Origin of the sequence: Mesorhizobium sp. M0894, assembly GCF_040319725.1 — a bacterium.
Lineage (GTDB): Bacteria > Pseudomonadota > Alphaproteobacteria > Rhizobiales > Rhizobiaceae > Mesorhizobium.
Genome location: NZ_JAMYOG010000007.1, coordinates 44144 through 70427, shown reverse-complemented (window position 1 = coordinate 70427; position 26284 = coordinate 44144). Strand labels below are relative to the sequence as shown.

Sequence of the window (26284 nt, the reverse complement as noted above, 5' to 3'; positions counted from 1 at the left end):
GCATTATTCCCTATTCCAGAATTCCGAAAGGCAGGTCGGCGCGCATCGGCGCCGGCCGGGCGCAGCCATATCTGAGATCGACACGCTGCCCTGTCTCTGCTGAAGAGATGATCGATTCCATGATTTCCAGGACATGGAGGGAAAGCTCGAGACTGGCGCGGTGTTGCCTGCCGGAGACGATCGCCTGCGCCATGTCGGCGAGGCCGAGGCCCCGGTAATTGCCGTCGCCATAGGAATGGATCTGATCGGCCACCGTCCAGTCGCCCTTGCGCTGGCTCGTCCTGACGTCGCCCTGGAACTGGTTGGGGTCGGAGACGATCATCGAGCCGGTGGTGCCGTAGAGCTCAATGTGATTGTGATCGTGCTTCCAGACGTCGAAGCTGGTGGTGATCGACACCGCCGCGCCATTCTCGAATGCGAGCAGGCCGGAAATATGGGTCGGCACCTCGACCTGGATGGTTTCGCCCTGGCGCGGTCCAGAACCGATGGTACGAGTGGCATAGGATGACTTCGCCTGCCCGGTCACCGACTTTACCGGGCCTAGGAGATTGACCAGGCAGGTCAGATAGTAAGGTCCCATGTCGAGCATCGGCCCACCGCCGGGCTGATAGTAGAAATCTGGATTGGGATGCCAGAGCTCGTGGCCGGGCACCTGCATGAAGGCAGAGCCGGCGACAATGCTTCCAACGGTGTCCTCATCGACCAGCCGCCGCGCCGTCTGGTGGGAGCCGCCAAGAAAGGTGTCGGGTGCGCAGCCGATACGCACGCCCTTTTCGCGTGCGGCCGCGACGAGCCGCTCCGCGTCGCTGAGCGTCGTTGCTAGCGGCTTCTCGGAGTAGACGTGCTTGCCTTGCCCGACAGCCTGCAAACCGACCGGCACGTGATGCTGCGGCGTGGTCAGGTTGAGCACGATCTCGACGCGGGGATCGGCTAACAGCGCCTCGATCGGCATGGCAGCCAGGCCGTAGGCCGCTGCCTTGGCCTCAGCTGCCGTCCGGTTGATGTCGGTGACGCCGACAATGTCGAGCACCGGGAATTGTGGCGACGCCTTCAGATAGGCGTCTGAAATGTTGCCGCAGCCAATGATGCCGACACCGATCCTCCGCATGGGCTTCTCCTCAAAAGGCGGCATTGATGAAACAGCAGAACTCGTTTGTCACCCCCTTTTCGGCCAGGCGATGTTGTCCCGTGAAAAGGATTTACCTCGAGAGCCTCAGAACCGCGGCCCGATCACAATCGCGCGCCTATGCGCGAGCCGCTTGCTTTCGAGGTCGAACGCCCGGTACTCAGCAACACTGCTTCATGTAGCTTGCTCGACATTCTTGATGCCGGCGTTGAGCACTGCACCGATTTTCACCGGTAGAAGGACGCACATGATCCGCCCACAAGGAACCATCGCACCGATCCTGACGCCGTTCGAAAACGACGGCCGCATTGCCCGCGACCTCTGGATATCACACGCCAAGTGGGTGCTGGATCAGGGAGCGCATTTCCTGTCGCCGTTCGGTACCACGGGCGAGGCGTTGTCCGTCTCGTTGCGCGAGCGCATGCAAGCGCTGGAGTGGCTGGTCGAGGCCGGCATTTCGCCAAGCCATCTGATGCCCGGCACCGGTGTCACAGCACTTGCCGAAACCGTCGAGCTGACGGCGCATGCGGTCGGTCTCGGCTGTGCCGGGGTGATGGTGCTGCCGTCGTTCTTCTATACGGCCGCCGGCGACAACGGACAGGCCCGCTACTACAGCGAGCTGATCGAACGGGTGGCGAACCCGGCGATGAGGATGATCCTCTACCACATCCCGCAGAATTCCGGCGTACCGGTGAGCCCGGCGCTGACCGCCCGGCTGAGCGAAGCGTTTCCCGATGTCGTGGTGGCCTACAAGGACAGTGCCGGTGACTGGAACAACACCGCGGCGGTCATTGCGGCAGCCCCAAAGGTCGCGGTGTTTCCGAGCTCGGAAGCACAGCTGACCAAAGGCCTTGCCAATGGTGCTGCCGGCTGCATCTCGGCGACGGTCAATTTGAATGCCGCGGCGATCCGGGCCCTCTATGACGCAGCGCGGGCGGGAGAGGACACTACCGACGCGGAGGCCGGCATCAAGGCGTTCCGCAAAATCATCCAGGATGCCGGCCTCATCGCTGCGATGAAGGCGGTCCTGTCAGTACGGTCGGGCGACAGGCGCTGGCTGAACCTGCGCGCGCCGCACGAGAATGCAACGCAGACCAGCGGCGAAGCTTTGCTCGCCGCTCTCGGCCCGCTAGCCGACCATATCGGCCGGAGCTGACTATCGGGCAGCGTTCAGGGCGGCAGCAGCGCGTATCAGCGCCTTGAACGCATTCTCATCTATAGCCTCGCCCTCACGGATATCGATGGCGCGCCTGGTGTTGCCTTCGAGGCTGGAGTTGAACAGGCCTGAAGGGTCCTGCAGCGAGGCGCCCTTTGCGAAGGTCACTTTCACGACGTTCTTGTAGGTCTCGCCAGTGCAGATTATTCCGGCGTGCGACCACACCGGAACGCCTCGCCACTTCCACTCCTCGACCACTTCCGGGTCGGCCTGCTTGACGAGAGCGCGGACATGCGAAAGCGTCTGGCCTCGCCAATCGCCCAGCTCGCTGATCCTCGCATCTATCAGCTGAGAGGGAGAGTTGCCTGCATTTCCTTCCATCGAGCCACTCTTCATCGTCATTGTCGCTTTCCCTAGGGTTGTTGCCGCTCGCCCGTCACATGAATACCGCTAGTCGGCACCTGGTTTGCGGGAATGACTGGCATTCCCGCTCACATTCGCTCGCCCGGCAATTGGCTGGCTTGCTTCACCCAGGCGGCCAGTTGAGTTTCGTCCAGCTGGTCGTCCTCGCGGATATCGAGGTAGCGCACGTCCTTGTGCTTGGACTCGCCTGGAGGGACAGGATGCAGCGACGCGCCGCGGAAGAAAGCCAGCTTGATGTACTTTGTGAAGCAATGGAAGTTGAGGAACCAGCCTTGACCCTCTACGCCATACAAGGGCGAGTTCCATTTGACGGCCTTGCGCACGTTGGGCACGCTGCGCACGATGAGCGCGTCGAGGCGGCGCCCGACGTCGCGTTTCCAGCCCGGCATGGCCGCGATGTAGGCTTGCACAGGGGCGTCGCCATCGGCCTTCGCTATCTGCGGGTTGCCGCCTGCGAGGAGGACCGGCTTGGCAGCGGCAGGGTTGGCGGCGGGCTTCTTCGCGACCGCCAATGACTTGATGGACGTCTTGTTGGCCATGCGTTCACTCCAATGCGCCGGTGCCCCCTGCGTTGCGCCACTTGGGAGCGTAAGGCAGCACGAACATGTACAGACCGGTAAGCAGAAGCAAGCCGAGCGGAAACAGCGGCAAGAGGTATACCCAGTAGGCGGGTTCCTTGCCTGCCCCCAGGCTGATGAAGATAGCGGCGACGACCGCCGCAAAGATAATCGACAGCCAGCGGTGGATCTGCCGAACCCATTTGTTCCAATCCATTGAGACCTCCTCTGAAGACGAACCGAAGCGGATCGGCGGCCCGTTTGGCGACTCCCGCCGGGCAGCCACGCCACTGAACGCGTGCCTTACCAGCGCGCCAGCTGGGTGATTTGAACGAGATTGCCGCAGCCGTCGTTCAGCTGGGCGATGGTCGAGCCGGTTACTTCGGTCGGCGGCATGGTGAATTCGGCGCCGCGCGCTTTGATACGCTCGTAGTCGCCCTTGATGTTGTCGCTGAAGAACATGACCGCGGGCTGGCCCTGCTGGAACATGGCTTTCTGGTAGGTCTTTGCGGCCGGGTTGTCATTGAGCGCGAGTTGCAGCTCGGCACCGTCCGGCTCGTCGGGTGATGCGACGGTCAGCCAGCGAAACGGCCCATTGCTGAAATCGGCCTTCTTTGTAAAGCCGAGCGTTTCGGTGTAAAAGCCCAGAGCCTTTTCCTGGTCATCCACGTATACTTGGATCAACTTGATCTTCATTGGCTTGCCTCCATTATCGCCCCGCCATCTGCCGCTCTGTAACAGAGCCCCTGCTTGAATAGCGCCCGCGGACCTCAGTCCGTCCGCGCCAGAACCTGCTCCAGATCGTCAAAGAACCTCGGCCAGCCGACTTTGGCACCCCGGAAGTAAGGCTGCTGATCCGTCCGGAAGCCCGACTGCTCCATGCGCAAGCGGACCCCGGTACTCGTGGGGGTGAGGGTCCAGGAGACGACACTCTTGAGATCCTTGGTATCCCACGTGTAAGTCAGCGTTCTGTTCGGCTCGACCGTCTGGACCTGACATTCGACAGCGCCCCACTCTGCGTGAAGGTTGAAACGGTGGTCCGCGACAGGCTTGAAGTCGTTTTTCATGAGCCACTCCTCGATCAAGTGTGGTTGCGTGAGCGCGCGCCAGATCTTCTCAGGCGGATAAGCGATCTCCCTTTCGACAATGACGGAGAGTGTTTCGGTCGCCATTTCGTTCACTGGTCCATCCTTTTGAGCAGGTCTTCGAGGTCGTCGAACCGGCTCTGCCAGAACCCGGTCATCTGGCTTGTCCAGTCGATCAGGGGGGCAAGCGCAGCAAGCTGCGCGCTATAGTGGGTCTGTCGTCCTGCATGGCGGTCGCGCACCAGCCCCGCCTGCCTCAAAACCCCGAGATGCTTCGACACGGCCGGTTGCGAGATCCCGGCCTGAGCCGTCAGAGCCCCGACCGTCTGCTCTCCTTCGCGACACAGTCGCTCAAAAATAGCGCGCCGAGTCGGATCGGCAAGCGTTCTGAAGAGTACATCGTGAGCGTTTGGCATTGGGATCGATAACCCTTCGGCTATTGATCGATGTATAACCATCGGGATATGTATTAGTCAAGCGGAAAGCGGCATAATTCTCGTTGCAGGAGCGATCACCTGCTTCGCTCACGCAGCCAGTTGCTCATTCGCCGTACTCTGCGCTGGAATTGTTAAGCGTGATGCGCTATATGACCATCTACATGGTCAGGAGCGTGACATGGGCGTGGTCAATCTGGCGGACGCCAAGGCACATCTGAGCGAGCTCGTCGACCGGGTCGAGGCTGGAGACTCGATCGACATCACCCGGCGTGGCAAGCCGGTCGCCCGACTCACGGCTGTGGCCCGCCCCCGCAGGCGGATCGACGCCGTCCTGCTCCAATCCCTGACCGCAACCATGCCTCTGCAGGCTCAGGCCGCCGCCGATCTGGTGCGATCGATGCGAGATGGCGATCGCTATTGATGCTTTATCTCGACACTTCGCTGATCGTAGCAGCGCTATCCAACGAAGCCATGACCGCGCGCGTTCAGGGCTGGCTGGCGGAGCAGGACCCAGCGCAACTTGTGATCAGCGACTGGACCATCACCGAGATGTCCTCCGCCATGGCGATCAAGCTTCGGACCGGACAGATTGACCTGGAGCAGCGCGCAGCAGCGCTCGCGATGTTCAACAAGCTGGTCGCCGAGAGCTTCACCGTGCTGCCGGTGACGGGCGGGCATTTTCGGGTCGCCGCGAAATTCGCCGATCAGCATACGCTCGGGCTTCGTGCTGGCGACGCCCTGCACCTCGCGACGGCATCCGAGCATGGCGCCACGGTGCGAACCCTCGACCAGCGGCTCGCCGAGGCAGGGCCGATACTCGGCGTGCCGACGCAGTTGCTGGCATGATCAAGGCTCCTCCTTCAAATGCATATATCCCGAGTTGCCTTGATCTCGACCACTTCTGGATATACATTTCTCCTGGCGTATATCTAGGAGAGGAAGTGGCATGCAGGTCGCCAAATGGGGAAACAGTCTTGCGGTCCGCCTTCCCGCCGCTGTGGTCGAAGCGCTTGAACTCAGGGAAGGCGATGAGATCGAAATCCATGTCGCTGACGCCCGCCAGCTTGGCGTGGCGCGGAAGCCCGGGCGCGAGGAGTTGCTGAAGCGTCTCCGCGCCTTCCGTGGTCGGCTCCCCGCTGACTTCAAATTCGATCGGGACGAGGCGAATGCCCGTTAGTTTTTTTGATACCAATGTCCTACTTTATATCGCGTCAAGCGATACGGCGAAGGCTGATCGGGCCGAGGCGGCCATCGCTGCTGGCGGGGCGATCAGCGTGCAGGTTCTCAACGAACTCGCCAACGTCGCGCGTCGGAAGATGCAAATGTCATGGACCGACACGCATGCGCTGCTGACCACGCTGCGCGGCCTGTTGACGGTTCATCCGCTCACGCTCGAGACCCACGAAACAGGATTGAGGCTCGCCGAGCGGTACAGCCTTTCTACCTATGACGCGATGATCGCGTCCGCGGCGATTCACGCTGGCTGCGATACACTTTTGTCAGAGGATATGCAGCACGGAATGGCGCTCGGCGATGGCTTGCGCATCGTTAATCCCTTTCGCGTTGCGGGTTGATCTCGCTCATTGAAGGCGGCTTTCGGCCTTGCCGAGCGGCGTTTCAGGCACCGAGGGCGATGCTTCAACCACAAGCGTCGGCGCGGGCGAGGAGAAAGGCCGCTTCCCGCGCGTTGCGGGTGAGCTTGGCCGCCGCCTCGAATTCGGCGCGGGCCTCGGCCAGCCGGCCGGCCCGAAACAGAAAGTCGCCCCTCGCTGCCGGCAATGGCGCATAGTTGCGCAGGGCGGCGGCGCCGGCAATCTCGTCTACCAGCCGCAGGCCCGCCTCAGGCCCGAAGGCCATGCTGTGGGCGACCGCTCGATTGAGATCGACCACCGGCGAGGGCATCACTGCTCGCAGCCGGTCGTAGAGGGCTGCGATGCGGGGCCAATCGGTATCGGCCGGACTGCGCGCCCGCGCATGGCAGGCTGCAAGCGCGGCTTGTAACGCATAGGGGCCATCGCCCCCGAGAGCTTCGGCGCGGGCCAGCGCGTCAAGGCCTCGGCGGATCAGCAGTTGGTCCCAGCGTGCGCGGTTTTGCTCGGTCAGGGTCAAGAGGGCGCCGTCCGGCCCGATGCGTGCGGGCAGGCGCGATGCCTGGATTTCCATCAGAGCCAGCAGGCCGAACACTTCGGCATCCTCGGGCATCAGCCCCGCCAGCATACGGCCCAGCCGTTGTGCCTCCAGGCACAGGCCCGGCCGGACAAGGTCGTCGCCGGCCGTGGCAGCATAGCCTTCATTGAAGATGAGATAGATGACCTCCAGCACCGAGGACAGACGCGCCGCACGCTCGGCACCGCGCGGCACCTCAAAGCTGAGCCCGGCCTTTCCGATCGTCTTCTTTGCGCGGACGATGCGCTGGGCGATCGTCACCTCGCTCGACAGGAAAGCACGGGCGATCTCGTCCGTCGTCAGACCGCCGATGACACGCAGCGTGAGCGCCGCGCGGGCGTCGGCCGAAAGTACGGGGTGGCAGGCTGTGAAGATGAGGCCCAGCAGCTCGTCGCCAAGATCGTCGTTGATGGCCATTTCGATCACCTCGGCCGCGCCGTTGCACTCGCCGTCAAGCTCCCGCGCGATCTCTTCATGCTTGCGCCCGCGCATCTTGTCGCGACGGATCGCGTCGATGGCGCGGCGTTTGGCGACCGTCATCAGCCAAGCGCCGGGATTGGCCGGCACGCCGGCCCTGGACCATTCGGACAGAGCTATGACCAGGGCGTCTTGCACCAGCTCCTCTGCAAGGTCGACATTGCGCACGAGGCGGACCAGACCCGCGATGAGCCGGGCCCGTTCAATGCGAAAAATCGCTTCGATCGCCTGGTGCGTCTCGCCTGCAGTCATGCTGCCTTGTCGGCCAAAGCCATAACGGAGGCAAGCAGATTGCGGCCGACAGTCTCGGTTGCCGCTGAGTTTCTCGCGCGTTCGGTCATGGATTTCCGTGACCTCCGGCGTCAGATTCTCATTGCCAATCAGCCATCTCGTACAGCGGCCGGATTTCGATCTCGCTCGGTCCCGGCATGGGATTGGGGCAGCGCTTCACCCAGGCGACCGCCTCGTCCATGTCCTTGACTTCCCAGAGCCAAAAGCCGGCGACCAGTTCGCGGGTCTCGGCGAAAGGCCCGTCGATGACCGTCCGGCGGGGACCATCGAACGCAACGCGCTTGCCCTGCGAGGAGGGCTTGAGGCCGTCGGCGTCGAGCAGGATGCCGGCATTGCGCAGCTCGTCGTTAAATCTGCCCATCGCCTCCATCGCCTCCTTAGCCTCGGGCGTGGGGAGAAAGCCCTTTTCGCTGTCCTCGGTAGCCTTCACGAGCACCATCACACGCATCGTCTGTCTCCTTGTTTGAGCCGGCCTCATAGGCTGGCATCGGAACGACGAACGGAGTTTAGGAAATCGACATTGTCCTGCAAATTTTTTTGAGGTTGAGGAGAAAGACGCCGATGGCCGCTCCCTGGTCAGGAATTGCGATGGCGCGATATCGAGATTGGGCGCAACGCTGGTCGTTGATTGTAAGTAATTGAGTGGCCCGCCTAAACCATTTCGGGACGTTTTGAAGCCTCGCGGATCGCCTTGTGCACGCTGCGCTGCAAATCCATGAAGGCCGGGGTTTCCATGACCTCTTCCCTGCGCGGGCGCCCGATGTCGACATTGAAGGTCTGCATGATGCGTCCCGGGCCGATCCCCATCACGACGATGCGGTCGGACAGGTAGACGGCTTCTTCCACATCATGGGTGACGAAGAGCACGGTGAGCCTGTGCTCCTCCCAGATCTGCGTCAGGAGTTCCTGCATCTGATGCCTGGTCAAGGCATCGAGCGCGCCAAAGGGCTCGTCCATCAGAAGCATTTTGGGTCGATAGGAAAGAGCACGCGCTATGGCCACACGTTGCTTCATGCCGCCCGAAAGCTCAGACGGATAGCGATTGGCGCTGTGCGGGAGCTTGACCAGATCGAGATGCTCGCGTGCTATCCTGCGGCAGGTCGCGCGATCATGACCCGCGGCCTTGAGCGCGAACTCGATATTCTGCTGCGCCGTCAGCCAGGGAAGCAGGGTGTAGGACTGGAAGACGACGCCGCGGTCGAGACCCGGCTGCAGGATCGGCGAGCCATCGATGGCAAGACCTCCTGCGTCGAAATCCTGCAGTCCGGCAACGATCGACAGCAGCGTGCTCTTGCCGCAACCCGACGTGCCTACCAGCGAGACGAACTCGTTGTCGGCAAGATCGAGATTGATATCGCGCAACACTTCCGTGCGCCGCGCGCCCGTGCCGAAGCTCTTGTGGAGACCTTTGATCCCCAATTTGGGCAAACTCATCGGCCCGGCCTCATTGCACGTGGCCCTCCTGCCGGAACAACACTTTTCCCAGTGCCTTCATGACCTGGTCGGTGATGAGACCAAGCACGCCCAGCAGCAGGATGTAGCCGATGATGGTGTTTGTCTGGAAATAGCGCTGGGACACGGTGATGCGGTAGCCGAGGCCTGATGTCGCCGCGACAAGTTCCGCCAACACCAGCCAGGTCCATGCCCAGCCGAGACTGATGCGCAGCGTATCCCAGATGCCTGGCAAGGCGCTGGGAACCACGATGCGCGTCAGGATCTTGCGATCCGGCAGGCCGAGCGTCCTGCCAAGGCCAATGAAATCAGCGGGAACCCGCTTCACATTGTCCATGATCATCAGCACCTGCTGGAAGAAGGTGCCGATGAAGATGATCAGGAACTTCTGCGCATCGCCCGTCCCGGACCACAGGATGGAGATGGGCACGAACGCGACCACCGGCATGTAGCGGATGAAATCCACAAGCGGCTCGATCGCCGCTTCCCAGGTCCGGAAGCTGCCGATCAGCACGCCAATCGGAATCGCCAGGGCCGAGGCGATGAGGAAGCCAATGGAAATACGGTATATCGAGGTCCTGAGATCCAGCCACAGCGTGCCGTCACCCGCGAGCTTGCCGAGTTGGGTCACCACGCTTCCCGGCGAGGGCAGGAAAATCGGCTTTACCAGCCCCAGCCCCGTTGCCGCCCACCAGGCGAGGCCGAGGCCGGCAAAGACGGCCACCGCTATCATCAGGAAGCGCGAGCGTGCGATAGGCGCGCCGATCCCGGAGGATCGGCGACGGCGCATCGGCTGTTTGGTCACCGGCCCCGGTGCTGCGTGAGACGGGCTTGGCTTGGTCGCACGCTGCTCGGACATTTGCGTCACCACCGCGAGCCGGCCCTCGTCATTTCGCGGCCTTGACGAATGACGGGTCGATCATCTGCTCCGGCGTCACGTCCGCCTGAAGCAGCCCGGCGTTCTTGGCGGCCGCCTCGACATCGGCGAATGTCTTGGTGGAAAATTCGCCCGTCAGCGCATCCTTGTTTTCGGCGAGAGTATAGTAACGCACGCCATCAAAGGCGGTGTTGAGGTCTTCGACGCTCGAACCGACCGCCTTGGAGATGATCGCCCGGCCGTCGGGCGTGTCGGCGTTGTAGGCCTTCAGGGCCGCATCCCAGGTCTTGATCATGGCAAGCACCTGGCCGGGACGCGACTCGATCACCTCATCGCGCACCACGAACACGTCGCTGATCAGGCCGGGATCTTCGCCCGCGGTGAAGAGCAGCTTGACATCCTTGTTCTGCGCCCTGGCCGCGGTGAGATAGGGCTCATAGGTAACCGCGACCGGCACCTGGCCAGCGATCAACGCACTGCCGGCATCCGCCGCCGGCATCGGAACCGGCTGGACATCGGCGATGGACATGCCGTTCTTGGCCAGCGCGTATTTGAGCAGGATGTCGCTCGTCGTGCCTTCCTCGAAAGCGACCTGCTTTCCCTTGAGGTCAGCGACGGACGCGATGTCCTTGCCGGCGATCATGGCGTCCGCCGTCATGCTGACGTCGAGCAGAAGCACGATCTTCACCGGCAGGCCGGCCGCAACCATGCCCATGGCCGTGTGGGTCGCGATATTGGCGGCATCGAGCTGGCCGCTGGCCAAGGCGGCGTTGATGTCCTTGTCCTCGGCGAAGTTCACGATCTGTACATCGGACAGCCCGTTTGCCTTGAACAGACCCTTGGCTTCGGCGACGTGCCACTGGCCGTAGCCAAGCCATGGCTCGATGCCGATCTTGAATGTTCCTGCCTCAGGCGTCGCCGGAATGGTTGTATCGGCCGCGTAGGCCGCCGGGGCGAACCCGACGGCAGCAACCGTAACGAGTGCCCGAAATTGTCCTGCTAGGTTACGCATCGTCTTGTTCCCCTTGATGATCAGGCCGCTTTTTTTGAACCAAACATCCGGCCTGGTGAGAATGCGGGCTTCTGCTCTTGCGGCACCGTGCCTCGGCATCTTAGCGTCAGTTCAACCGAAGTACGACGACACTTCAACGTCAGCAACAGCGGATGTCAAGGCTAAATACATACATGCATATACAAGTCAGACCTCTCTGAATCGCTTCACTGCGATCAGGTTTTTTTGGACGGAGAATACCGACTGCCAAGCGAGTAGCGGCTTCCAACGTAAGTCAGCTTGCTGATCGTGGCAACGACGGCGCCCGTCCATGTCCGGCGATGCAGAAGCAGGCAGCAGCTGCCGGCATCGATGCCCAGATGCCGCGCCGTTTCGGCATCGGCAGGGGTCGCCGAAATGATATGCTCGACCTCCGTCACCGGGGTTTTCTGCATGAGATAGTCGTAGGTTGCTGTCCTGGAAAAATCCTGCTTGTCATAGTCGGGTATCAGGCCCGGATTGACGAAGCGCTCTTCCAGTTGCACAGGCAGGTCGTTCTCGAAGTTGACGACAATGGAATGATAGATCGACGCGCGCTTTGCGAACTCGAACGAAAGCGCGAGTTCCTTTGTCGGCATGATCTCTTCGAGGACGATAACCGCGGAGCGATGCCTGTTTCCCCGCGCGACAATTTCCGCTGCGATGTTGTTGATTTCGATCAGTGCGGATTGAGGTCGAGGTGGCGCGATGAATGTGCCGACGCCCTGGAGCCGGATCAGAAAACCCGCAGAGGTCAACTCCCGCAAGGCACGATGGACCGTCATCCGAGACACGCCGAGTGTCGCCACGAATTCATTTTCGGACGGCAGCTTCCGATCCTTGCTCCATCGCCCCGTTCCGATGTTCGTCAGGATGTAGTCCTTGACCTTCTCGTAAAGAGGGCTGGCGGTGTCGGGCAAAGTGATCATTTCAAAAATCCTTTCCGGCAACGTTCGGAAATCACACGCGCCCGGCAGACCGCATCCGGATGATTGTTTTCAAGCCATCGCCCTGCCCCGCCAACAGCCGCTCATAGGCTGCGGGAACATCATCCAGACCGATCTCGCGGTCGATCAGTTCGACCATGGGCTCGGTCAATTCGCCGAGCATCCGGATGGCGTCGGGAAGCTCATCTGCAAAGGCGTGGCATCCCAGCAATGTGATTTCGCGTTCAACCAGGATGTTGGGATCGATATCGAGGCGCCCATGGAATATGCCGACCATCGCAACGGTGCCGCCGGCATCGAGAACGCCGAGCAGCTGGCAGAGTGCTGCGATACTGCCGGTCGCTTCGACGGCAGCGAGCAAGGGGGCATCCGCGGTCGCCGCGGCAATGGCGTCCCGGTTCAAGTCGACGATGCTGGCGTCTGTCACCCGCGCCACCCGGGGGCATCGGCCAGGGTTGCGATCGGCGACGAGCACGGTACCTGCGAAGGTTCGAGAGAGCAGCAGCGCGGCAAGACCGCCAATGGTGCCGCAGCCGACGACAAGAACGGAGCCGACCGTTTTCGGCAGACGCCGCACTGCATGCAACGCTACAGCCAGCGGCTCGGCCATCGCCGCGACCCGTTCGTCAAGCGCGGTATCGACGACGTGCAGCAGGCGTGCGGGCAGAACCGCTTGTTCGGCAAATCCGCCGTCGCATATTTCGCCAACAAAGCCCAGCGACGTGCAAAGATGCCGCCTGCCTGCATGGCATTGCGCGCACTCTCCGCACCAGAAGCGGGAATCGGCGACCACTCGGTCGCCAACAGCGACGGTGTCCACGCCCTCGCCGATGGCGATCACCGTGCCTGTCAGTTCATGGCCTGCCGTCGAAGGCGACCGGCTTATCCACTGGCCCGTGCGGAAGTTGTGGAGATCGGAACCGCAGATGCCTGCGGCATCGACCCTCAGCTTCACCCAGCCCACCTCGGGAGCGCCTGGCGCGGCGATATTCTCGACGCGCAAGTCGCCGGGTCCATGGAGTCGTGCCGCCCTCATCATCATCGTTTCCGCTCAGCCGGCGAGATAGCGATCGCGGATCTCCGAAACCGCGTTCTCGTGCGAGCTGAACCCTTCGTAACGGGCGAGCCTGCGGGCATGCAGTGCGAGTTCCGGATAGGCGGCCGAGGTCACATAGCCGACTGATGATCTCTTGACGAAATCCGTCACAGAAAGCGGTCCGAAGGTTCGCGCCCACCGGCTGGTCGGCAGCACCGCATTGGGCCCGAGGACGAAGTTGGCGAGGGTCACCGGGGTATGCGGCCCCATGAGGATCTCGGCGGCTTCTGTGATACGTCCGAGATGCGCAAATGGCTCCGTTGACAGAATCTCGAGATGCTCCGGCGCATAGTCGTTGATGAAGCGGTAGCTGTCCTCCAGCGATTCGGTCAGCACAATACCGCCGCGTTTTCCGGTGAGCACGGCGCGCGAGAACTCCACGCGCTGTTCGGTCATCCGGGACCAGTGTTCCGGTATCGCAATCAACGCGGCTTCGGCGACCTTGCGGCTGTGCGTCACCAGATAGGCGGACGAATCCGGCCCGTGCTCGGCCTCGATCAACAGGTCAAGAGCGGCCAGGCCGCCGTCGATGCTGTCATCGGCAAAGATGATCGCTTCGGACGGACCGGCGGGGAGACCCGTGTTGACGATCGGGGACAACACGCTCTTTGCCGCCACTACCCATGGGCTCCCCGGTCCGACGATCTTGACGGCGGGCTTCACAGTCTCGGTTCCAAAGGCGACAGCGGCAACCGCATGGGCGCCGCCGCACTTGTACACGGTCTCCACGCCGGCGAGGCGGGCGGCAACCAGCGTCGCGGCATCGACGGAACCATCCGAAGTCGCAGGCGTCACGATCGCGATCTGCGGAACCCCGGCAATCACCGCCGGAACCGAGGTCATCATCGTCACCGAGGGGAAGGCGCCTTTGCCGCGCGGAACATAAAGCGCAACCGAAGCGATCGGTGTGTATCGGTCACCCGCATAGGCGCCAGGCCGAACTTCCTTGAGCCACATCGTCTCCGGGCGCTGCTCCTCGTGGAAATGCCTTATGTTCTCGATGCCAAACCGGATACTCTCCACGACATCCTTGTCGACCTTGTCGAATGCCGCATCGAACTCCGCTTCCGAAGCTTTCAGTCCACCGTCGGCAACATCGGCTTTGTCGAGCTCGCGCGCAAACCGGAGCAAGGCCGCGTCACCTTCATTCTTGACGGCCTGGATGATTGGACGGACCTTTTCGATGAAGGAAGACAGATCTCCTTCGGCGCGTTTAAGTAAATTGGCGCGCTGATCGACACTGAGGGATGACAGGCGGTGGAAGCTGACGTCAGACATGGCGGCTCCTTTTCTTAGTACGCAATCACGGTTAGCGCTTGTCGATCACTTCTGGGACAGGTCTCCAGTCCCTGAAGCCTTCAAATCGATGCGAGAAAGCCTCCATCCACGGGAATGGACTGGCCCGTTATGTAGGCTGCCGCATCCGAAGCGAGGAACACCGCGATTCCGTGCAGGTCCGAGAGATCACCAAAACGGCGCTGCGGAATCTTGGCGAGCATCGATTGCTGCCATGCCTCGTTGCTGTAGAACACGTCTGTCATCGCTGTCCTGAAATAGCCAGGCGCGATGGCGTTGACCCGGATCCCGAGATCGGCCCACTCCGCCGCAAGCGCCCGCGTCATGCCGAGGAGGCCTGATTTCGACGAGCCGTAAGGCACCGCCGTGGGAATCCCGACCTCGGAGGTCAACGAGCAGAGATTGATAATGACGCCGGGCCGTCCGGCGTCTCTCATCTGCCGCGCGGCGGCTTGGGCGCAGAAGAAGGCGCCTTTGAGATTCGTATCGACAATCCTGTCCCACAAGGCCTCGTCGACATCGAGCGAGGGCCGGACCTCTTCCACACCCGCATTGTTGACGAGAATATCGAGACCTCCGAGCAGGCTGCCGGCCTCGGCTGTCGCCGCCCGGCATTGGTCGACATCGGTGACGTCCAGGGCGATGGCATGCGCGGCCCCGCCGGCAGTGCGGATGGCGGCCACCGTCTCCTCGAGCGAGGCCACGCTGCGCGCCGTGATCGCGACGTCGGCGCCGGCTGCGCTGAGCGCCTCGGCGATGCTGCGCCCGATGCCACGGCTTGCGCCGGTTACAAGCGCCTTCCTGCCTGACAGGTCGAAGAGAGATGCGTTGCGCATGTCATCCTCCTTGGTAATGTCGCGCTTGGACCGATCGCGTCGAGACTATCCGAATGCAGCTTATCTATACAAGCATGTACATCATGGCGGTAGTGCGCCATGCGGAACTTTGCTTGTCAGAGCGGCAGCGTATTGGCCGGCATCGGACCGGTCTGCGCGGTTCGCCGCAGCCCATCTGGAGTTCATCGGGAGGATAGATGAAGCGCGCAGTAGACCACGACGCGATGAGCGTGGTTGGTTATACCACCCCCTGGAGTGCCAAAGCAGGCCAGCAGATCAACCTCAGCCTGTCATGCGATCGGCCGATAAAGGCCACACGAATTTGCCGACTCGACAAGCCGGCTCCGGAATTTCTGGCCTGGCCCATCGAAGCGGTGGGTGAACCACGGCATCGGCATTTCGACCAAGGGTCGTTCCTGTTCGTGCGAGCCGGCGAACTGGCCAAAGTACAAGCCGTCCACGGCATTCGTTTTGAGCTGTTCCTCACGCGCAACGGAGGTGCGCGTACGATCCTGGAAGCAGGCGCCCTCGGGCTGCGCCTCCGCGACGGCGCATTTGCCCTGGAAATCGGCGGCGAAACCTTTGTCGAGAGGAAGGCGCCAACTGGTGTGTGGCTCACTGTCGAGTTGGATCTGCGGCAGGAGCAGCCGCGTCTGCGGATCAAATCGCATGATCTCCTCGCGCCTTACGAACTTCGTGAAGGTTTTGGCAGCCCTGCGCGGAACCTTCAAGCGCACGGCATCCATTTCGGCGCAAGTGCTACTCACCACGAACCTACCCTCAACGCGAAATTTGCCGCGATCCGGCTCGAGACACCGCAGGGGACCATTGCCTGGGATTTCCCGACGCTGTTACCAACGCAGCCGATCCTGTCGTCGGGCAGAGCAGATCCGCTGCTCCTCGATGTGATCAATCAGCCAGCCTTCTGCATGACTTCGGCACGCTGGGACGGATCGAGCTTCGAACCTCGCTTCGTGCCGTCGCACTACGACGCTATCCATTGCCACGACGACGACATCGGCCCGCTTGAGTGGCCGGCATCGCACTGCGTGACAATCCCTGAAAACGCACGCCCAGGCGTCTACGCGTTCCAGATCGAATGGGAGGATAGCTACGAACGCGTGGTGTTCTTCGTCACCTCATCACAGGTTTCGTCGCCGCTGTTGTATCTCGTGCCGACGGCCACCTATCTCGCTTATGCGGACGAATATCTCCCAGATCATCTTTATGAATGGAAAAGCGACGACCGGGGACATCGCTTCGCGGTCGCCAACAATCTGAAGTCTCTTTACGACTACCACTCCGACCTTAGCGGCGTTTCTATCTGCTCCTACAAAAAGCCGAAAGTGACGCTCAGGGACGATTACGATTATCCCCTCTGCGGCTGCCCACACAATTTGCCGGTCGATCTGCACTTCCTCCGATTCTGCCACGACAATGGAATCGTGTTTGACGTCATGACCGATCATGATTTGCACGAATGCGGTATAGACGGTCTGCGTGGACACCAAGCGGTCGTCACCGGCAGTCATCCCGAATATATGTCGATCGAGATGGAGCAGGCGCTGCGGCAGTTTGTGGCCGAAGGCGGCAGCATCGCCTATCTCGGCGGAAACGGCTTCGCCGCCACTGTGGCTTTCAAGGACGATCTGATGGAGCTGCGGCGCTCGCCGCTGGAGGCCGGCCGCACGTGGGACGGCCCGGTCGCCGAACAAGCGCTGTCGATCACCAACGAACCAGGCGGCTATCTCCGCTCCCGTGGCCGCGGCGAATTCTCGCTGATCGGTGGCGCGATCTCACTGATGGGATTCGAAGGCGCACGCCCCTTCACGCGCACTGACGAAAGCCATGAAGCAGGATGCGCATGGCTGTTCGAAGGCGTTGAAAATGCGACCTTCGGTTCGGACGGCATCGTGCTGGGCGGTGCCGCGGGCTACGAAGTGGATGCGACGGATCCAGCCCTCGGCACATCCGCGGACACCGTCGTGATCGCGCGTGCGACGGGATTTCCCGACAGCTTCTTCCAGGATCCGACGCGCTGGTGCGAGGGCGGGGATACGCAACGCATCGCCCGCCGCTGCGCCGAAATGACCCTGCGAAAGCTCGCAGCAGGCGGCTTGATCTTTTCGGCAAGCTCGGTTGCCTGGTGCGGCGCGCTGCCAGCCGCAGGCGCCATGAACGATGTCGGCAGGATCACGTTTAATCTGCTTAACCGCCTCGGCGCGACGAAAGGAGAACCCGGCCGAGAAAATCGATAAGCTGATTGGTCTCATTACGAGAAAGACCGCATCCTCAAGTCGCTGAGCCCAGCCTTCAACCGCGCAATGCGGCCGCGACGAGGCTTTGCATCGAAGTGGTCGGACGACCGATCAGCCGCCCGAGGGCGCCTCCGTCATCGAACAACGCTCCGCGTGAGGCTGCGGCGTCGGTATCGGCCAGAAGCGCAGCGAGGTCGGCCGGCAGCCCGGCCCCCGCCAACACATCCTGATAGGCGGCTTGGGAAAAATCGTTGTAGGCGATAGCCTTGCCCGACTGCCGCGAGACCTCCGCCGCAAGCTCGGCGAGCGTAAAGGCTTGGTCTGCGGCGAGCTCGTACGTCTTTCCCGCATGGTCGTCGGTCGTCAGCACCACGGCTGCGGCCTCGGCATAGTCCCGCCGTGCTGCGGACGAGAAACGCCCGTCTTTCGCGGCGCCGACGAAGGCGCCGTGCTCCAGAGCCGCCGGAAGCGCCAGCAGATGGTTCTCGGTGTACCAGCCATTGCGCAGGATGACGGCGGGAACGCCCGAGTCCGCGATGACCTCCTCCGTCTGCCGGTGCTCGATTGCGAGCGTTGCGGAAGACGTGTCGGCATGCAGCATGCTGGTGTAAGCGATCAGCGAAACTCCGGCGCGTTGGGTTGCCTCGATCACCGCCCGATGCTGCGGCAGGCGGCCGCTGACCTCGGTCGACGAAATCAGTAGCAGTTTCTGGACGCCGGCGAAGGCCGGGGCGAGCGTGTCGGGACGGTCGTAGTCCGCCTCCCTTACGATCACACCGAGCTCCGCCAGATCGCTGGCCTTTGCCGGATTGCGAACCGCCGCGACGATCCGGTCGGCGGGAATGGTCTTCAGCAGTGCCTCGATCACGAGACGGCCAAGCTGTCCTGTTGCTCCAGTTATTGCATACATCGTTCAGTCCATTTCGTGGTTGTGTGATTGGAGAGTCTTCGAATAGCGGCCATCGTTACCATTGGAAACCACGTATCTTGCGGTTACCGCCATTTTCCGGTAACCAACTGGAAACTCCTCGAGAAGGGTGTGCGATGGTTCTCAAGGCGCGAAAGAAGGTGAAGGCTCCCCCCGGCTGCCCCATGTCGAGATGCATGGCGCTGCTTGGCGGCTGCTGGACACCCGAGGTGCTCTGGTCCCTGAGCGAAGGCCCGCGTCGGTTCTCGGAACTCCGCCGCGATATCCCAGCCGTTTCGGCGAAGGTACTGACCAGCAGACTGCGGGATCTCGAGGAGCGCGGCGTCCTCGGTCGCAACGTGATGGCGACCTCGCCGCCGACGGTGGAATATGAGCTGACCTCGTTGGGGCAGGAGCTGCTGCCGGCTATCAGGTCTATCGTAGAGGTCGGATCGCGCCTGCTGCTCGGTGATTCTGTTCTTTAGAGAATCGCGAGCACATCAGAGAATCGCGAGTTTGTGGCGTCGACACTACTTTCGGCCTGCGCTTAACAGCGAGGATGACGCTTGATGTGCGTGTTGATCTGGTGGTGGAGCAGTTCCGCCCGCCCAGGTCAGCGTTCAAAATAGATGGCCAACCTTAGCCTCGGGTCATCATTTCGGACTGAAAGATACGGAGCGCCAAAGGGTGGTAATGCGCAGTGACTTGGGCCCACCAGGAGTCTAAGCTAGCATGCTTCTGCCAGCACGAAGAAAAAACCGCCGCATGCCCCGCTTTCTTGCCGTCTACACCATGAAGCCCGAAGACCTCGCCCGCTTTCGCAGCCTGCCTAAGCCCGAGCAGGATACGATTGATGCCGTCGGCTTACAGCTGTGGGCGGACTGGGAGGAGAGAAATGCCGCATTTTTCCCCGATCGCGGCGGCATGGTCGGTAAGACGAGGCGCGTTACCAGGGACGGCATCGCCGACGCCGTGAACCCTTTCTGCGGTTATATTGTCGTCGAGGCCGATACCATCGATGCCGCCGCCCGCCTGTTCGAGAACCACCCGCATTTCACCGTCTTCCCAGGAGACGGCGTGGACATCATGCCCTTCCTCACCGACCCTGCTCCGACTTGAACATCCGCTAATCGCTTGCGATTTCCAGAAGGGGCGGCCGGCAACGCAGCCCACTCGGCCTCCCCTTGCACGCCGCCAGCCCGTCTGTTAAATACTGAACCATATGGTTCAGTATTTAATGCCCCACCTCGATGCCTCATTCGCCGCGCTCTCGGACGCCACCCGGCGCGGCGTTTTGGAGCAACTCGGACGAGCAGACGCCTCGATCACGGACCTTGCCGAAAAGTTCCACATGACCGTCACGGGCATGAAGAAGCACGTCGGCGTCTTGGAGAAGGCGGGGCTCGTCACCACGGAGAAGGTTGGGCGCGTGCGGACCTGCAAGCTTGGCCTACGCGCACTGGAGGAAGAGGCGGCATGGATCGAGAGGCACCGCCAGCTCTGGGACGCACGCTTCAACGAGTTGGACAAGGTTGTCGAGGAATTGAAACGGAAGGAGAAAGTCGATGGACGAAACAAGAGCTAGTGAGCCCACCCCCATGCAGAACCGCACGATGGTGGAACGGAAGTCCGACCGGGAGCTGGTCGTTACGCGAACCTTTGACGCGCCGGCACGCACCGTGTTCGAGGCTTGGACCAAGCCCGAGCTGTTCATGCGGTGGTGGGCACCGAAGTCGATGGGCATGTTCCTGCGTTCCTGCGAGATGGATGTTCGTGTCGGGGGCAGGTACCGTTTGGTATTCGGCCACGATGCCTCAAACCCTGACGAGTTCTTCGGTAGGTATATCGAAGTGACACCGCACTCGCGCCTCGTCTGGACCAATGACGAAGGTGGTGACGGTGGACCCATCACCACGGTGACCTTCGAGGAAAAAGGTGGCAAGACGCTGCTGGTCATGCACGAGCTCTATCCCTCAAAGGAAGCTCTCGACGCTGCCGGCACCGGGGCGGCGGATGCGATGGGCGAGACGTTCGAGCAACTGGACGAGCTTCTCGTCACGCTAGGCGCGAGCGTGCGACGGTGATGAAGTCGTCGATCTCCCGGTCGGCAGCCTGGATCTTCAACTAGGCGGAAGAGAACCCCGACGAGATCGTCGCCGCCCTCTGTGAACCTACGAGGCCAATCATCAAACTCATTGAGGTTTCGCCAACTATCGGGACCAATCGAGTGATTTTCGCACCTCGCGACGTTCGGCGACGCGCTCAGGTCGTCTCAAAAAGGACCGTCACCGCCCCAGCTAAGGCATTAGCCAGAGGCCATAGCGATCGACAAGTAACCGGTGTTGCACACACTCTGCCGCAGGCGGTGTGTTGTGAGCGCTGGCGTCCACTCGATTCCTGCCGAAATTCCGGCTAGCTTGGGCGATAGATGGCTCAGTTCTGGTCGGTGAATCATAATCAGACCGCCCGTCAAGAGATTGATGGGCAGCACTTTTGGTCCCCCAAGACCGAGAGCAATGGCGCGCGAAATGAGTTCTACAACAACATGCGCCGTGCGACGCCCGGTGACCCTGTCCTTTCGTATACCGATCAAGCAATTGACTATATGCGCAGGATAGCGGAATTCGCTTTCACCGCTCGGAAACCAATCAAGTTCGGAGAGGCCTTATTGGAATCAAGAGCGATGACTTCTGCCGATCTTTTGGACACCGCTTTCCCCTTCGATCCATCCCAAAACAACAACAGGGAGTCTCGACCCGCTCCCGCCGAGGCGATATTCGCCAATCCATCTAGTTTCGGACTCAGGCAATCAGAAAGTTATCTGACAGGCATTCCACAGAAGTAATACAAATTGAAAATCGCGGCCTCATGTTTCAAAACCAGGATGGTTTCGAAGCCGGCGGGTCGCTCACGGTCCTCAAAGCGAGAATTCTAAGAGACGTTCAACAATGACCCAGCACGCAGAAAACGCTCGAATTCTCATGTACAGCCACGACACGTTCGGGCTCGGCCATTTGCAGCGCTGCCGGACTATCGCGCATTCGCTGGTCGAGGATTTCCGCGGACTTCAGGTGCTTATCATTTCGGGTGCGACTATCGCTGGCGCCTTCGACTACCGCGCCCGTGTCGACTTCGTGAAGATCCCCAGCGTCATCAAGCTGCGCAACGGCGAATACACCTCGCTGGAAAAGGACATCGATCTGCATGAGACGCTAAGGATGCGCCAGTCGATCATCCGCCATACAGCTGAGACCTTCCGGCCGGATATCTTCATCGTCGACAAGGAACCGCTCGGCCTGCGCGGTGAGATCGAGGACACGCTGTCCTACCTCAAGACGCGGGGCACCACTCTCGTGCTTGGCCTGCGCGAGGTAATGGATGCGCCGCATCTGCTCGAAGCAGAGTGGGCACGCAGGGATGTGATGCGCAAGATAGGCCTGTTCTACGACAAGGTCTGGGCCTATGGCCCGCCGGATTTCTACGATCCGTTGACCGGCTTGGATGTGCCGCCGGCTGTCAGGGCAAAGATGAGGTTCGTCGGTTTCCTGCAACGGAGCCTGCAGCGGAACGAGTTGCCCGGCCACCGGCCCGAGGGCGACTATATCCTCGTTACTACCGGTGGCGGCGGTGACGGCGCCGAACTGATCCACGACGTCATCGATGCCTATCAGCAGGATCCGCAATTGCAGCATAGGGCCCTGATCGTGCTTGGGCCTTACATGCCGGCGCGCAAGCGCAACAAGCTGCTCAAGAAGGGGTCCAAGATCCCCTACATCAAGATCATCGAGTTCGACAACCGCATGGAAGACCTGATTGCCGGCGCCAAGGCGGTAGTGGCGATGGGCGGTTACAACACCTATTGCGAGATACTGTCTTTCGACAAGCCGGCGCTGATCGTGCCGCGCGTCGAGCCCCGCCAGGAACAACTGATCCGCGCTCGGCGCGCAGCCGAACTTGGCCTCATCGAGATGCTTTTGCCGGAGGAAGCCAAGGATTCCCAGCGGTTTGCCGATGCACTGGTGGCGCTGCCGGACCGGCCCCACCCATCACAGAGCAATCCGCATCTGACGCTGGAAGGGCTGCCTCATATTTCCGAAATCGTCGCGGAACTGCTCGACCGGCGGGTCGGCCATCACCTTTCGGTCATTGAAGGAATGACCTGAGTTGCAACATCGCAAGATCGTCGTGGTTCTGAAGGGCTATCCGCGGCTGTCCGAAACCTTCATCGCGCAGGAATTGCTCGGTCTGGAGCGTGCAGGGTTCGACCTGATACTCGTCGCGCTCAGGCGGCCGACCGACGAAAAACGCCACCCCGTGCATGACGAGATCAAAGCGCCGGTCCATTATCTGCCGGAATATCTGCATGAAGAGCCGCTGCGCGTGCTTCGCTCGCTGTTTGCCTATCTGCTGCGGCCGTGCTTCTGGCGCACGCTCGGATCGCTGGCTGCCGATCTCCCCCACGACTTTACGCGCAATCGCGCGCGCCGCTTCGGGCAAGCGCTCGTGCTGGCGGCCGAATGGCCGGAAGACGCGGGCTGGCTGCATGCACATTTCGCGCACACACCGGCATCGGTGACGCGCTATGCCAGCCAGCTTCGTGGCCTGCCCTGGACCTGCTCGGCCCATGCCAAGGACATCTGGACTTCGGCGGACTGGGATCTGGCCGGCAAGCTTTCCTCGGCGCGCTGGACGGTCACCTGCACGAAAACCGGCTTCGACCGTCTGAAAAAACTCGCTAACGGCAACTCGTCTATACATCTGAGCTATCATGGGCTCGACCTTGATCGCTTCGGCAGTTTCGGCGAGGCGCGAAAGCAGCATGACGGCTCGGCGCCGGACGAACCGGTTGTCGTTCTGAGTGTCGGGCGCGCCGTTGAAAAGAAAGGTTACGATACGTTGCTGCAGGCCCTTGCCCTGTTGCCCGGTGATTTGGCGTGGCGTTTCGAGCATATCGGCGGCGGCGAGGAACTGGAGCGGTTCAAGGCGCTGGCGCAAAAGCTCGGACTGGATGGTCGCGTCTCTTGGAAAGGCGCGCTTGCGCAGGAGGAGGTGCTTGAGCACTACCGCCGCGCCGACATCTTCGCCCTGGCCTGCAGGATCACCGCAAATGGCGATCGTGACGGTCTGCCGAATGTTCTGGTGGAGGCGGCCAGCCAGCGGCTTGCCTGCGTGTCGACCGATATTTCCGGCGTGCCGGAGCTTTTATCGCCGGATGAAACCGGGCTGCTGGTTCCGACGGAAAACCCAATTGCCCTGGCACAGGCGCTGGATCGCCTGATCCGTGATCCCGTACTGCGCGCCCGCCTCGGCGACGCCGCAGAGCGGCGCGTGCGCGGCAATTTCGATCATATGGCAAGCATTGGACAGCTCAAGGAACTGTTCGAGCGGGAGTGGCGGGCCGCCGAATGAAGCGGCTGCGCGCTTTCTTCTATGTCCAGCACCTGCTCGGCATCGGCCATCTTGCGCGCGCCAGCCGCATTGCGGCGGCTCTGGTCGATGACGGGTTTGACGTGACCGTCGTGACCGGCGGAGCGCCGATCGCCGGGTTTCCGGGACTCGGTGTAAAATCTGTAATCCTGCCACCTGTCACCTCCGGTGATGAAGGATTTTCCGGACTTGTCGACCTGGAGGGCAACCCGATCGACGATGATTTCAAGAAATGGCGTTCAGAGATGCTGCTGCAGGCATTCCGGGATTGCAGGCCTGATATCGTCATTCTCGAGGCGTTTCCATTTGGACGCCGACAGATGCGTTTCGAACTCTTGCCGCTGATCGAGGCCATCGACGCGACGTCGCCCAGACCGCTGCTGGCGACGTCCGTCCGTGACATCCTTCAGGAGCGCGTCAAGCCGGGCCGAAACGAGGAAACGGTCGATCTCATCAACAGGCATTTCGACCTTGTTATGGTCCACGGCGATCCGGCTTTCGCAACCATCGATAAGACATTTCCGCTGGCTGGGACGATCAGGGCCGAGGTCACCTACACAGGGCTCGTTGCCGCGCCGCCCTCGCCCGCGGCCTCCGAGCGCTTCGACGTTCTGGTGTCGGTTGGCGGCGGGGCTGCCGGAAAGAGCCTTGTCAGCTCCACCATCGCAGCGGCGCGGAATGCCAACAACGCTCGGAAATGGTGTTTGATCACCGGCCCAAACCTGCCGAAAGACGAATTTGACGCGATCGCACGCGATGCCACGCCGGGCCTGTCCATCTTCCGGTTCCGCGAGGATTTCGCCAGCCTGCTGACAGGCGCCCGCCTGTCAGTCTCGCAGGCGGGTTACAACACGGTCTGCGATGTCCTGCGCGCGGGTTGTCGCTCCCTGCTCGTTCCATTTGCAGCCGGCGGGGAAACCGAACAGACGGTTCGCGCCCTGATGCTCGAAGAACTCGGTCTTGCAACGGTGCTGATGGAAAAGGACCTAACGCCTGAAGGTTTGGCGCAAGCGATCGAACAGGCGCTTGTGAGACCGACGCCATCCGCGCATCGTCTCGATCTGGAAGGCGCGCGTCGCTCCGCGCAAATCCTGCACGAGCGGTATCGAACATGGTCCCTAAAAGTGGAGCCCGGTTTCGGAAAAGCTCATGATCAAACAGACGATAGATCCTAGTCCTACTGCGTTACTGACTCAGTAGGACTAACGCACGTCGCGTCTGGTAAGATTCGTGCGACGCGCTTCAAGTCCTGTTTTTATGCATGTCGTTGTCCCAGAACCGCTATGCACTTTGGGCGAAATACATTAAACAGTTCCAATCAGCATGAAGCGCGTATAATTTTTTGTCGGCAGTTCGCCGGAGAACCGCACCTCCCGTAGCGCCGCCATTGCTTCGAAGGCTGCAAGTGAAGCCACGCAGTTGATGTGCGTCGGCTCGCTGAAGTAATCGTTCGATTGCAGCAGTACATTCGTGCCCCGCGGAAGCAGAGCAAGCCAGGCGCGCAGATCGGCTATGTGTTCGCAGCTCGTATTGACTATCAGGTCGGGCCGGATGGCCGCATAGTCGAGTGCGTACATATCTGCCGTTAGCGCCCGGAACCGGTCGCCGGCTTCCCGGTTGAGGGTCCGGGCGACCGGCGCGACTTCGGGATCGATGTCGATGCTATCGACCGCCGCGATGTCGAAGCGGGCGTCGTTGAAAAGCATTGCCGGCAATACGCCGTACCATCCACCCAGAACCCATATGCGCCCGAACCGGCCGCCGCAGCTTTCGAACAGCCTGTCGAGCGCCCACATCTTGCAGACGACCTGCTTGTGGTTGAAGGCGTTGGCGATATCGGCCTTCGGATGCTTGGTGACGACGCGCGCCAGCCCTGCCACGAGAGGGCAGTTGACATAAGCAGCAATTCCCCGCGTGAGGTCCAAGGCTTGCTCGTGCCAGTCCATACCGGCATTGCGTGGTTGCGTGACATCCATCATATTTGTCTTGTATGTTGGGATTTCGGGCGACACAACGCAATCTTGCCTCCCGCAAGACTGTTTGATTCCGCGGACGTGATTATGCTGCAAGCCGCTTGGCTATTGCCCGGTGCCGGAGAGAGCCTGTTGCATCTGTCCGGATCATCGGCGTCCATCCGCCAGCACCAGCCGCCCAGCTGCGGCCTCGTGCTGCTCGGCTATTCGCCAAAGCCCTGCGGAAGCCGCGAACCGTCTGGCCAGCTGCTGTCTTCGCTGATCAACAATGCCCATGTCGTTGTCATCGACCATGCGCCGGAACTGGATCGCGCCGCCTCGCAGGTTCCTTGCATCGTTGAGCGCAGGACAATGTCCGTGCACTGCAGCTTCGAGCTTGTCGTTGGCGACGAAGAAATTGCCGATACGCCATTCGCCAGCAGGTGCGTTTACATCCTGCATCCTTTCAACTGAAGGGTCCGCAGTCG

At 61.4% G+C, this 26284-nt stretch carries 33 protein-coding genes; 15 read left to right on the top strand and 18 right to left on the bottom strand.

Annotated features, from left to right (window positions below; genetic code table 11):
- Positions 1-10: 10 nt before the first annotated feature.
- Complete coding sequence (locus tag NKH91_RS15580) at positions 11-1108, bottom strand: Gfo/Idh/MocA family protein (RefSeq protein ID WP_352884766.1); 1098 nt, start codon at positions 1106-1108, stop codon at positions 11-13.
- 265 nt (positions 1109-1373) lie between these two features.
- Here NKH91_RS15580 and NKH91_RS15575 point away from each other — a divergent pair, with 265 nt between their 5' ends.
- Positions 1374-2282: a dihydrodipicolinate synthase family protein gene (locus NKH91_RS15575; protein ID WP_352884767.1), complete on the top strand. Its 909-nt coding sequence runs from the start codon at positions 1374-1376 to the stop codon at positions 2280-2282.
- On the opposite strand, the gene NKH91_RS15570 is transcribed toward NKH91_RS15575, so the two are convergent.
- From NKH91_RS15570 to NKH91_RS15545, 6 genes are all read right to left on the bottom strand, one after another.
- Positions 2283-2684 carry a DUF1801 domain-containing protein gene (locus NKH91_RS15570; protein WP_198030445.1) on the bottom strand — a complete coding sequence of 134 codons (402 nt, stop codon included), beginning with the start codon at positions 2682-2684 and terminating at the stop codon, positions 2283-2285.
- A gap of 89 nt (positions 2685-2773) precedes the next feature.
- Positions 2774-3244 (bottom strand): DUF1801 domain-containing protein, encoded by a 471-nt coding sequence (locus NKH91_RS15565; protein ID WP_352884769.1) that lies wholly within the window; start codon positions 3242-3244, stop codon positions 2774-2776.
- Between the two features lie 4 nt (positions 3245-3248).
- The gene (locus NKH91_RS15560; protein ID WP_023716563.1) at positions 3249-3479 is read right to left on the bottom strand and encodes a hypothetical protein; all 231 of its coding nucleotides are present in this window, start codon (positions 3477-3479) and stop codon (positions 3249-3251) included.
- 86 nt (positions 3480-3565) lie between these two features.
- The gene (locus NKH91_RS15555; protein WP_352884771.1) at positions 3566-3958 is read right to left on the bottom strand and encodes a VOC family protein; all 393 of its coding nucleotides are present in this window, start codon (positions 3956-3958) and stop codon (positions 3566-3568) included.
- 74 nt (positions 3959-4032) lie between these two features.
- Positions 4033-4434 (bottom strand): SRPBCC family protein, encoded by a 402-nt coding sequence (locus NKH91_RS15550; RefSeq protein WP_502898997.1) that lies wholly within the window; start codon positions 4432-4434, stop codon positions 4033-4035.
- 5 nt (positions 4435-4439) lie between these two features.
- The gene (locus NKH91_RS15545) at positions 4440-4763 is read right to left on the bottom strand and encodes an ArsR/SmtB family transcription factor (RefSeq protein WP_023716560.1); all 324 of its coding nucleotides are present in this window, start codon (positions 4761-4763) and stop codon (positions 4440-4442) included.
- A gap of 199 nt (positions 4764-4962) precedes the next feature.
- Between NKH91_RS15545 and NKH91_RS15540 the strand changes: the two genes are divergently transcribed.
- From NKH91_RS15540 to NKH91_RS15525, 4 genes are all read left to right on the top strand, one after another.
- Entirely contained in the window at positions 4963-5205 is a 243-nt protein-coding gene (locus NKH91_RS15540) for a type II toxin-antitoxin system Phd/YefM family antitoxin (protein ID WP_352482868.1), read from the top strand.
- On the top strand, positions 5205-5630 hold the full coding sequence (locus NKH91_RS15535) for a type II toxin-antitoxin system VapC family toxin (RefSeq protein WP_352482869.1): 426 nt from the start codon (positions 5205-5207) through the stop codon (positions 5628-5630). Before NKH91_RS15540 ends, NKH91_RS15535 begins: the two co-directional genes overlap by 1 nt.
- A gap of 100 nt (positions 5631-5730) precedes the next feature.
- Complete coding sequence (locus tag NKH91_RS15530) at positions 5731-5961, top strand: AbrB/MazE/SpoVT family DNA-binding domain-containing protein (RefSeq protein WP_023676182.1); 231 nt, start codon at positions 5731-5733, stop codon at positions 5959-5961.
- Positions 5951-6358 (top strand): PIN domain-containing protein, encoded by a 408-nt coding sequence (locus NKH91_RS15525; protein ID WP_352482870.1) that lies wholly within the window; start codon positions 5951-5953, stop codon positions 6356-6358. The genes NKH91_RS15530 and NKH91_RS15525 overlap by 11 nt, the downstream gene beginning before the upstream one ends.
- 64 nt (positions 6359-6422) lie before the next feature.
- Here NKH91_RS15525 and NKH91_RS15520 read toward each other — a convergent pair whose 3' ends face one another.
- The 9 genes from NKH91_RS15520 to NKH91_RS15480 form a co-directional block, all read right to left on the bottom strand.
- On the bottom strand, positions 6423-7679 hold the full coding sequence (locus NKH91_RS15520) for an RNA polymerase sigma factor (RefSeq protein ID WP_352547396.1): 1257 nt from the start codon (positions 7677-7679) through the stop codon (positions 6423-6425).
- A 118-nt stretch (positions 7680-7797) separates the two neighbouring features.
- Positions 7798-8166, bottom strand: coding sequence for a YciI family protein (locus NKH91_RS15515; RefSeq protein ID WP_352547395.1), 369 nt, complete (start codon positions 8164-8166; stop codon positions 7798-7800).
- A gap of 203 nt (positions 8167-8369) precedes the next feature.
- Positions 8370-9152 (bottom strand): ABC transporter ATP-binding protein, encoded by a 783-nt coding sequence (locus tag NKH91_RS15510; RefSeq protein ID WP_352884776.1) that lies wholly within the window; start codon positions 9150-9152, stop codon positions 8370-8372.
- Positions 9153-9162: 10 nt separating this feature from the next.
- On the bottom strand, positions 9163-9960 hold the full coding sequence (locus tag NKH91_RS15505; protein ID WP_352884805.1) for an ABC transporter permease: 798 nt from the start codon (positions 9958-9960) through the stop codon (positions 9163-9165).
- Positions 9961-10057: 97 nt separating this feature from the next.
- Positions 10058-11059, bottom strand: coding sequence for an ABC transporter substrate-binding protein (locus NKH91_RS15500; protein ID WP_352638896.1), 1002 nt, complete (start codon positions 11057-11059; stop codon positions 10058-10060).
- 215 nt (positions 11060-11274) lie between these two features.
- Positions 11275-12006: a histidine utilization transcriptional repressor HutC gene (gene hutC / locus NKH91_RS15495; protein WP_352547392.1), complete on the bottom strand. Its 732-nt coding sequence runs from the start codon at positions 12004-12006 to the stop codon at positions 11275-11277.
- 31 nt (positions 12007-12037) lie between these two features.
- Positions 12038-13060 (bottom strand): zinc-dependent alcohol dehydrogenase, encoded by a 1023-nt coding sequence (locus NKH91_RS15490; RefSeq protein WP_352884778.1) that lies wholly within the window; start codon positions 13058-13060, stop codon positions 12038-12040.
- Positions 13061-13075: 15 nt separating this feature from the next.
- Complete coding sequence (gene hisD, locus NKH91_RS15485; RefSeq protein WP_352884779.1) at positions 13076-14398, bottom strand: histidinol dehydrogenase; 1323 nt, start codon at positions 14396-14398, stop codon at positions 13076-13078.
- A gap of 80 nt (positions 14399-14478) precedes the next feature.
- Entirely contained in the window at positions 14479-15252 is a 774-nt protein-coding gene (locus NKH91_RS15480; protein ID WP_023716546.1) for an SDR family NAD(P)-dependent oxidoreductase, read from the bottom strand.
- A gap of 197 nt (positions 15253-15449) precedes the next feature.
- Between NKH91_RS15480 and NKH91_RS15475 the strand changes: the two genes are divergently transcribed.
- Positions 15450-17510: a N,N-dimethylformamidase beta subunit family domain-containing protein gene (locus tag NKH91_RS15475; RefSeq protein ID WP_352791310.1), complete on the top strand. Its 2061-nt coding sequence runs from the start codon at positions 15450-15452 to the stop codon at positions 17508-17510.
- A 55-nt stretch (positions 17511-17565) separates the two neighbouring features.
- Here NKH91_RS15475 and NKH91_RS15470 read toward each other — a convergent pair whose 3' ends face one another.
- Positions 17566-18420 carry an SDR family oxidoreductase gene (locus NKH91_RS15470; RefSeq protein WP_352482882.1) on the bottom strand — a complete coding sequence of 285 codons (855 nt, stop codon included), beginning with the start codon at positions 18418-18420 and terminating at the stop codon, positions 17566-17568.
- Between the two features lie 194 nt (positions 18421-18614).
- Here NKH91_RS15470 and NKH91_RS15465 point away from each other — a divergent pair, with 194 nt between their 5' ends.
- The 8 genes from NKH91_RS15465 (at position 18615) to NKH91_RS15430 (ending at position 25019) form a co-directional block, all read left to right on the top strand.
- Complete coding sequence (locus tag NKH91_RS15465) at positions 18615-18902, top strand: winged helix-turn-helix transcriptional regulator (protein WP_245278483.1); 288 nt, start codon at positions 18615-18617, stop codon at positions 18900-18902.
- A gap of 280 nt (positions 18903-19182) precedes the next feature.
- Complete coding sequence (locus NKH91_RS15460; protein ID WP_023716542.1) at positions 19183-19536, top strand: hypothetical protein; 354 nt, start codon at positions 19183-19185, stop codon at positions 19534-19536.
- 103 nt (positions 19537-19639) lie between these two features.
- Entirely contained in the window at positions 19640-20002 is a 363-nt protein-coding gene (locus tag NKH91_RS15455; protein ID WP_352884781.1) for an ArsR/SmtB family transcription factor, read from the top strand.
- Positions 19983-20501 (top strand): SRPBCC family protein, encoded by a 519-nt coding sequence (locus tag NKH91_RS15450; RefSeq protein ID WP_023716540.1) that lies wholly within the window; start codon positions 19983-19985, stop codon positions 20499-20501. The genes NKH91_RS15455 and NKH91_RS15450 overlap by 20 nt, the downstream gene beginning before the upstream one ends.
- Positions 20502-20845: 344 nt before the next feature.
- Positions 20846-21262, top strand: coding sequence for a hypothetical protein (locus NKH91_RS15445; RefSeq protein ID WP_352493877.1), 417 nt, complete (start codon positions 20846-20848; stop codon positions 21260-21262).
- 103 nt (positions 21263-21365) lie between these two features.
- Positions 21366-22580 (top strand): glycosyltransferase family protein, encoded by a 1215-nt coding sequence (locus NKH91_RS15440; protein ID WP_352884782.1) that lies wholly within the window; start codon positions 21366-21368, stop codon positions 22578-22580.
- Position 22581: 1 nt separating this feature from the next.
- A complete protein-coding gene (locus NKH91_RS15435; protein ID WP_352884783.1) occupies positions 22582-23826 on the top strand; it encodes a glycosyltransferase in 1245 nt (414 codons plus the stop codon).
- Positions 23823-25019 (top strand): glycosyltransferase family protein, encoded by a 1197-nt coding sequence (locus tag NKH91_RS15430; protein WP_352482311.1) that lies wholly within the window; start codon positions 23823-23825, stop codon positions 25017-25019. Before NKH91_RS15435 ends, NKH91_RS15430 begins: the two co-directional genes overlap by 4 nt.
- A 129-nt stretch (positions 25020-25148) precedes the next feature.
- Here NKH91_RS15430 and NKH91_RS15425 read toward each other — a convergent pair whose 3' ends face one another.
- Entirely contained in the window at positions 25149-25823 is a 675-nt protein-coding gene (locus NKH91_RS15425; RefSeq protein ID WP_502898994.1) for a class I SAM-dependent methyltransferase, read from the bottom strand.
- On the opposite strand from NKH91_RS15425, the gene NKH91_RS15420 reads away from it, so the two are divergent.
- The gene (locus NKH91_RS15420; protein ID WP_352884784.1) at positions 25806-26270 is read left to right on the top strand and encodes a hypothetical protein; all 465 of its coding nucleotides are present in this window, start codon (positions 25806-25808) and stop codon (positions 26268-26270) included. The two genes, NKH91_RS15425 and NKH91_RS15420, sit on opposite strands and share 18 nt — an antisense overlap.
- Positions 26271-26284 lie beyond the last annotated feature (14 nt).

Coding starts and splice junctions, on each gene's coding strand:
- NKH91_RS15440 (WP_352884782.1), top strand. CDS start 21,366: ATGACCCAGCACGCAGAAAACGCTCGAATTCTCATGTACAGCCACGAC.
- NKH91_RS15505 (WP_352884805.1), bottom strand. CDS start 9,960: ATGCGCCGTCGCCGATCCTCCGGGATCGGCGCGCCTATCGCACGCTCG.
- NKH91_RS15480 (WP_023716546.1), bottom strand. CDS start 15,252: ATGCGCAACGCATCTCTCTTCGACCTGTCAGGCAGGAAGGCGCTTGTA.
- NKH91_RS15520 (WP_352547396.1), bottom strand. CDS start 7,679: ATGACTGCAGGCGAGACGCACCAGGCGATCGAAGCGATTTTTCGCATT.
- NKH91_RS15465 (WP_245278483.1), top strand. CDS start 18,615: ATGGCGCTGCTTGGCGGCTGCTGGACACCCGAGGTGCTCTGGTCCCTG.
- NKH91_RS15545 (WP_023716560.1), bottom strand. CDS start 4,763: ATGCCAAACGCTCACGATGTACTCTTCAGAACGCTTGCCGATCCGACT.
- NKH91_RS15555 (WP_352884771.1), bottom strand. CDS start 3,958: ATGAAGATCAAGTTGATCCAAGTATACGTGGATGACCAGGAAAAGGCT.
- NKH91_RS15425 (WP_502898994.1), bottom strand. CDS start 25,823: ATGATGGATGTCACGCAACCACGCAATGCCGGTATGGACTGGCACGAG.
- NKH91_RS15475 (WP_352791310.1), top strand. CDS start 15,450: ATGAAGCGCGCAGTAGACCACGACGCGATGAGCGTGGTTGGTTATACC.
- NKH91_RS15560 (WP_023716563.1), bottom strand. CDS start 3,479: ATGGATTGGAACAAATGGGTTCGGCAGATCCACCGCTGGCTGTCGATT.
- NKH91_RS15490 (WP_352884778.1), bottom strand. CDS start 13,060: ATGAGGGCGGCACGACTCCATGGACCCGGCGACTTGCGCGTCGAGAAT.
- hisD (WP_352884779.1), bottom strand. CDS start 14,398: ATGTCTGACGTCAGCTTCCACCGCCTGTCATCCCTCAGTGTCGATCAG.
- NKH91_RS15565 (WP_352884769.1), bottom strand. CDS start 3,244: ATGGCCAACAAGACGTCCATCAAGTCATTGGCGGTCGCGAAGAAGCCC.
- NKH91_RS15530 (WP_023676182.1), top strand. CDS start 5,731: ATGCAGGTCGCCAAATGGGGAAACAGTCTTGCGGTCCGCCTTCCCGCC.
- NKH91_RS15460 (WP_023716542.1), top strand. CDS start 19,183: ATGCCCCGCTTTCTTGCCGTCTACACCATGAAGCCCGAAGACCTCGCC.
- NKH91_RS15450 (WP_023716540.1), top strand. CDS start 19,983: ATGGACGAAACAAGAGCTAGTGAGCCCACCCCCATGCAGAACCGCACG.
- NKH91_RS15455 (WP_352884781.1), top strand. CDS start 19,640: ATGGTTCAGTATTTAATGCCCCACCTCGATGCCTCATTCGCCGCGCTC.
- NKH91_RS15445 (WP_352493877.1), top strand. CDS start 20,846: ATGGCTCAGTTCTGGTCGGTGAATCATAATCAGACCGCCCGTCAAGAG.
- NKH91_RS15575 (WP_352884767.1), top strand. CDS start 1,374: ATGATCCGCCCACAAGGAACCATCGCACCGATCCTGACGCCGTTCGAA.
- NKH91_RS15500 (WP_352638896.1), bottom strand. CDS start 11,059: ATGCGTAACCTAGCAGGACAATTTCGGGCACTCGTTACGGTTGCTGCC.
- NKH91_RS15580 (WP_352884766.1), bottom strand. CDS start 1,108: ATGCGGAGGATCGGTGTCGGCATCATTGGCTGCGGCAACATTTCAGAC.
- NKH91_RS15430 (WP_352482311.1), top strand. CDS start 23,823: ATGAAGCGGCTGCGCGCTTTCTTCTATGTCCAGCACCTGCTCGGCATC.
- NKH91_RS15535 (WP_352482869.1), top strand. CDS start 5,205: ATGCTTTATCTCGACACTTCGCTGATCGTAGCAGCGCTATCCAACGAA.
- NKH91_RS15525 (WP_352482870.1), top strand. CDS start 5,951: ATGCCCGTTAGTTTTTTTGATACCAATGTCCTACTTTATATCGCGTCA.
- NKH91_RS15470 (WP_352482882.1), bottom strand. CDS start 18,420: ATGTATGCAATAACTGGAGCAACAGGACAGCTTGGCCGTCTCGTGATC.
- NKH91_RS15540 (WP_352482868.1), top strand. CDS start 4,963: ATGGGCGTGGTCAATCTGGCGGACGCCAAGGCACATCTGAGCGAGCTC.
- hutC (WP_352547392.1), bottom strand. CDS start 12,006: ATGATCACTTTGCCCGACACCGCCAGCCCTCTTTACGAGAAGGTCAAG.
- NKH91_RS15570 (WP_198030445.1), bottom strand. CDS start 2,684: ATGACGATGAAGAGTGGCTCGATGGAAGGAAATGCAGGCAACTCTCCC.
- NKH91_RS15550 (WP_502898997.1), bottom strand. CDS start 4,434: ATGGCGACCGAAACACTCTCCGTCATTGTCGAAAGGGAGATCGCTTAT.
- NKH91_RS15515 (WP_352547395.1), bottom strand. CDS start 8,166: ATGCGTGTGATGGTGCTCGTGAAGGCTACCGAGGACAGCGAAAAGGGC.
- NKH91_RS15510 (WP_352884776.1), bottom strand. CDS start 9,152: ATGAGTTTGCCCAAATTGGGGATCAAAGGTCTCCACAAGAGCTTCGGC.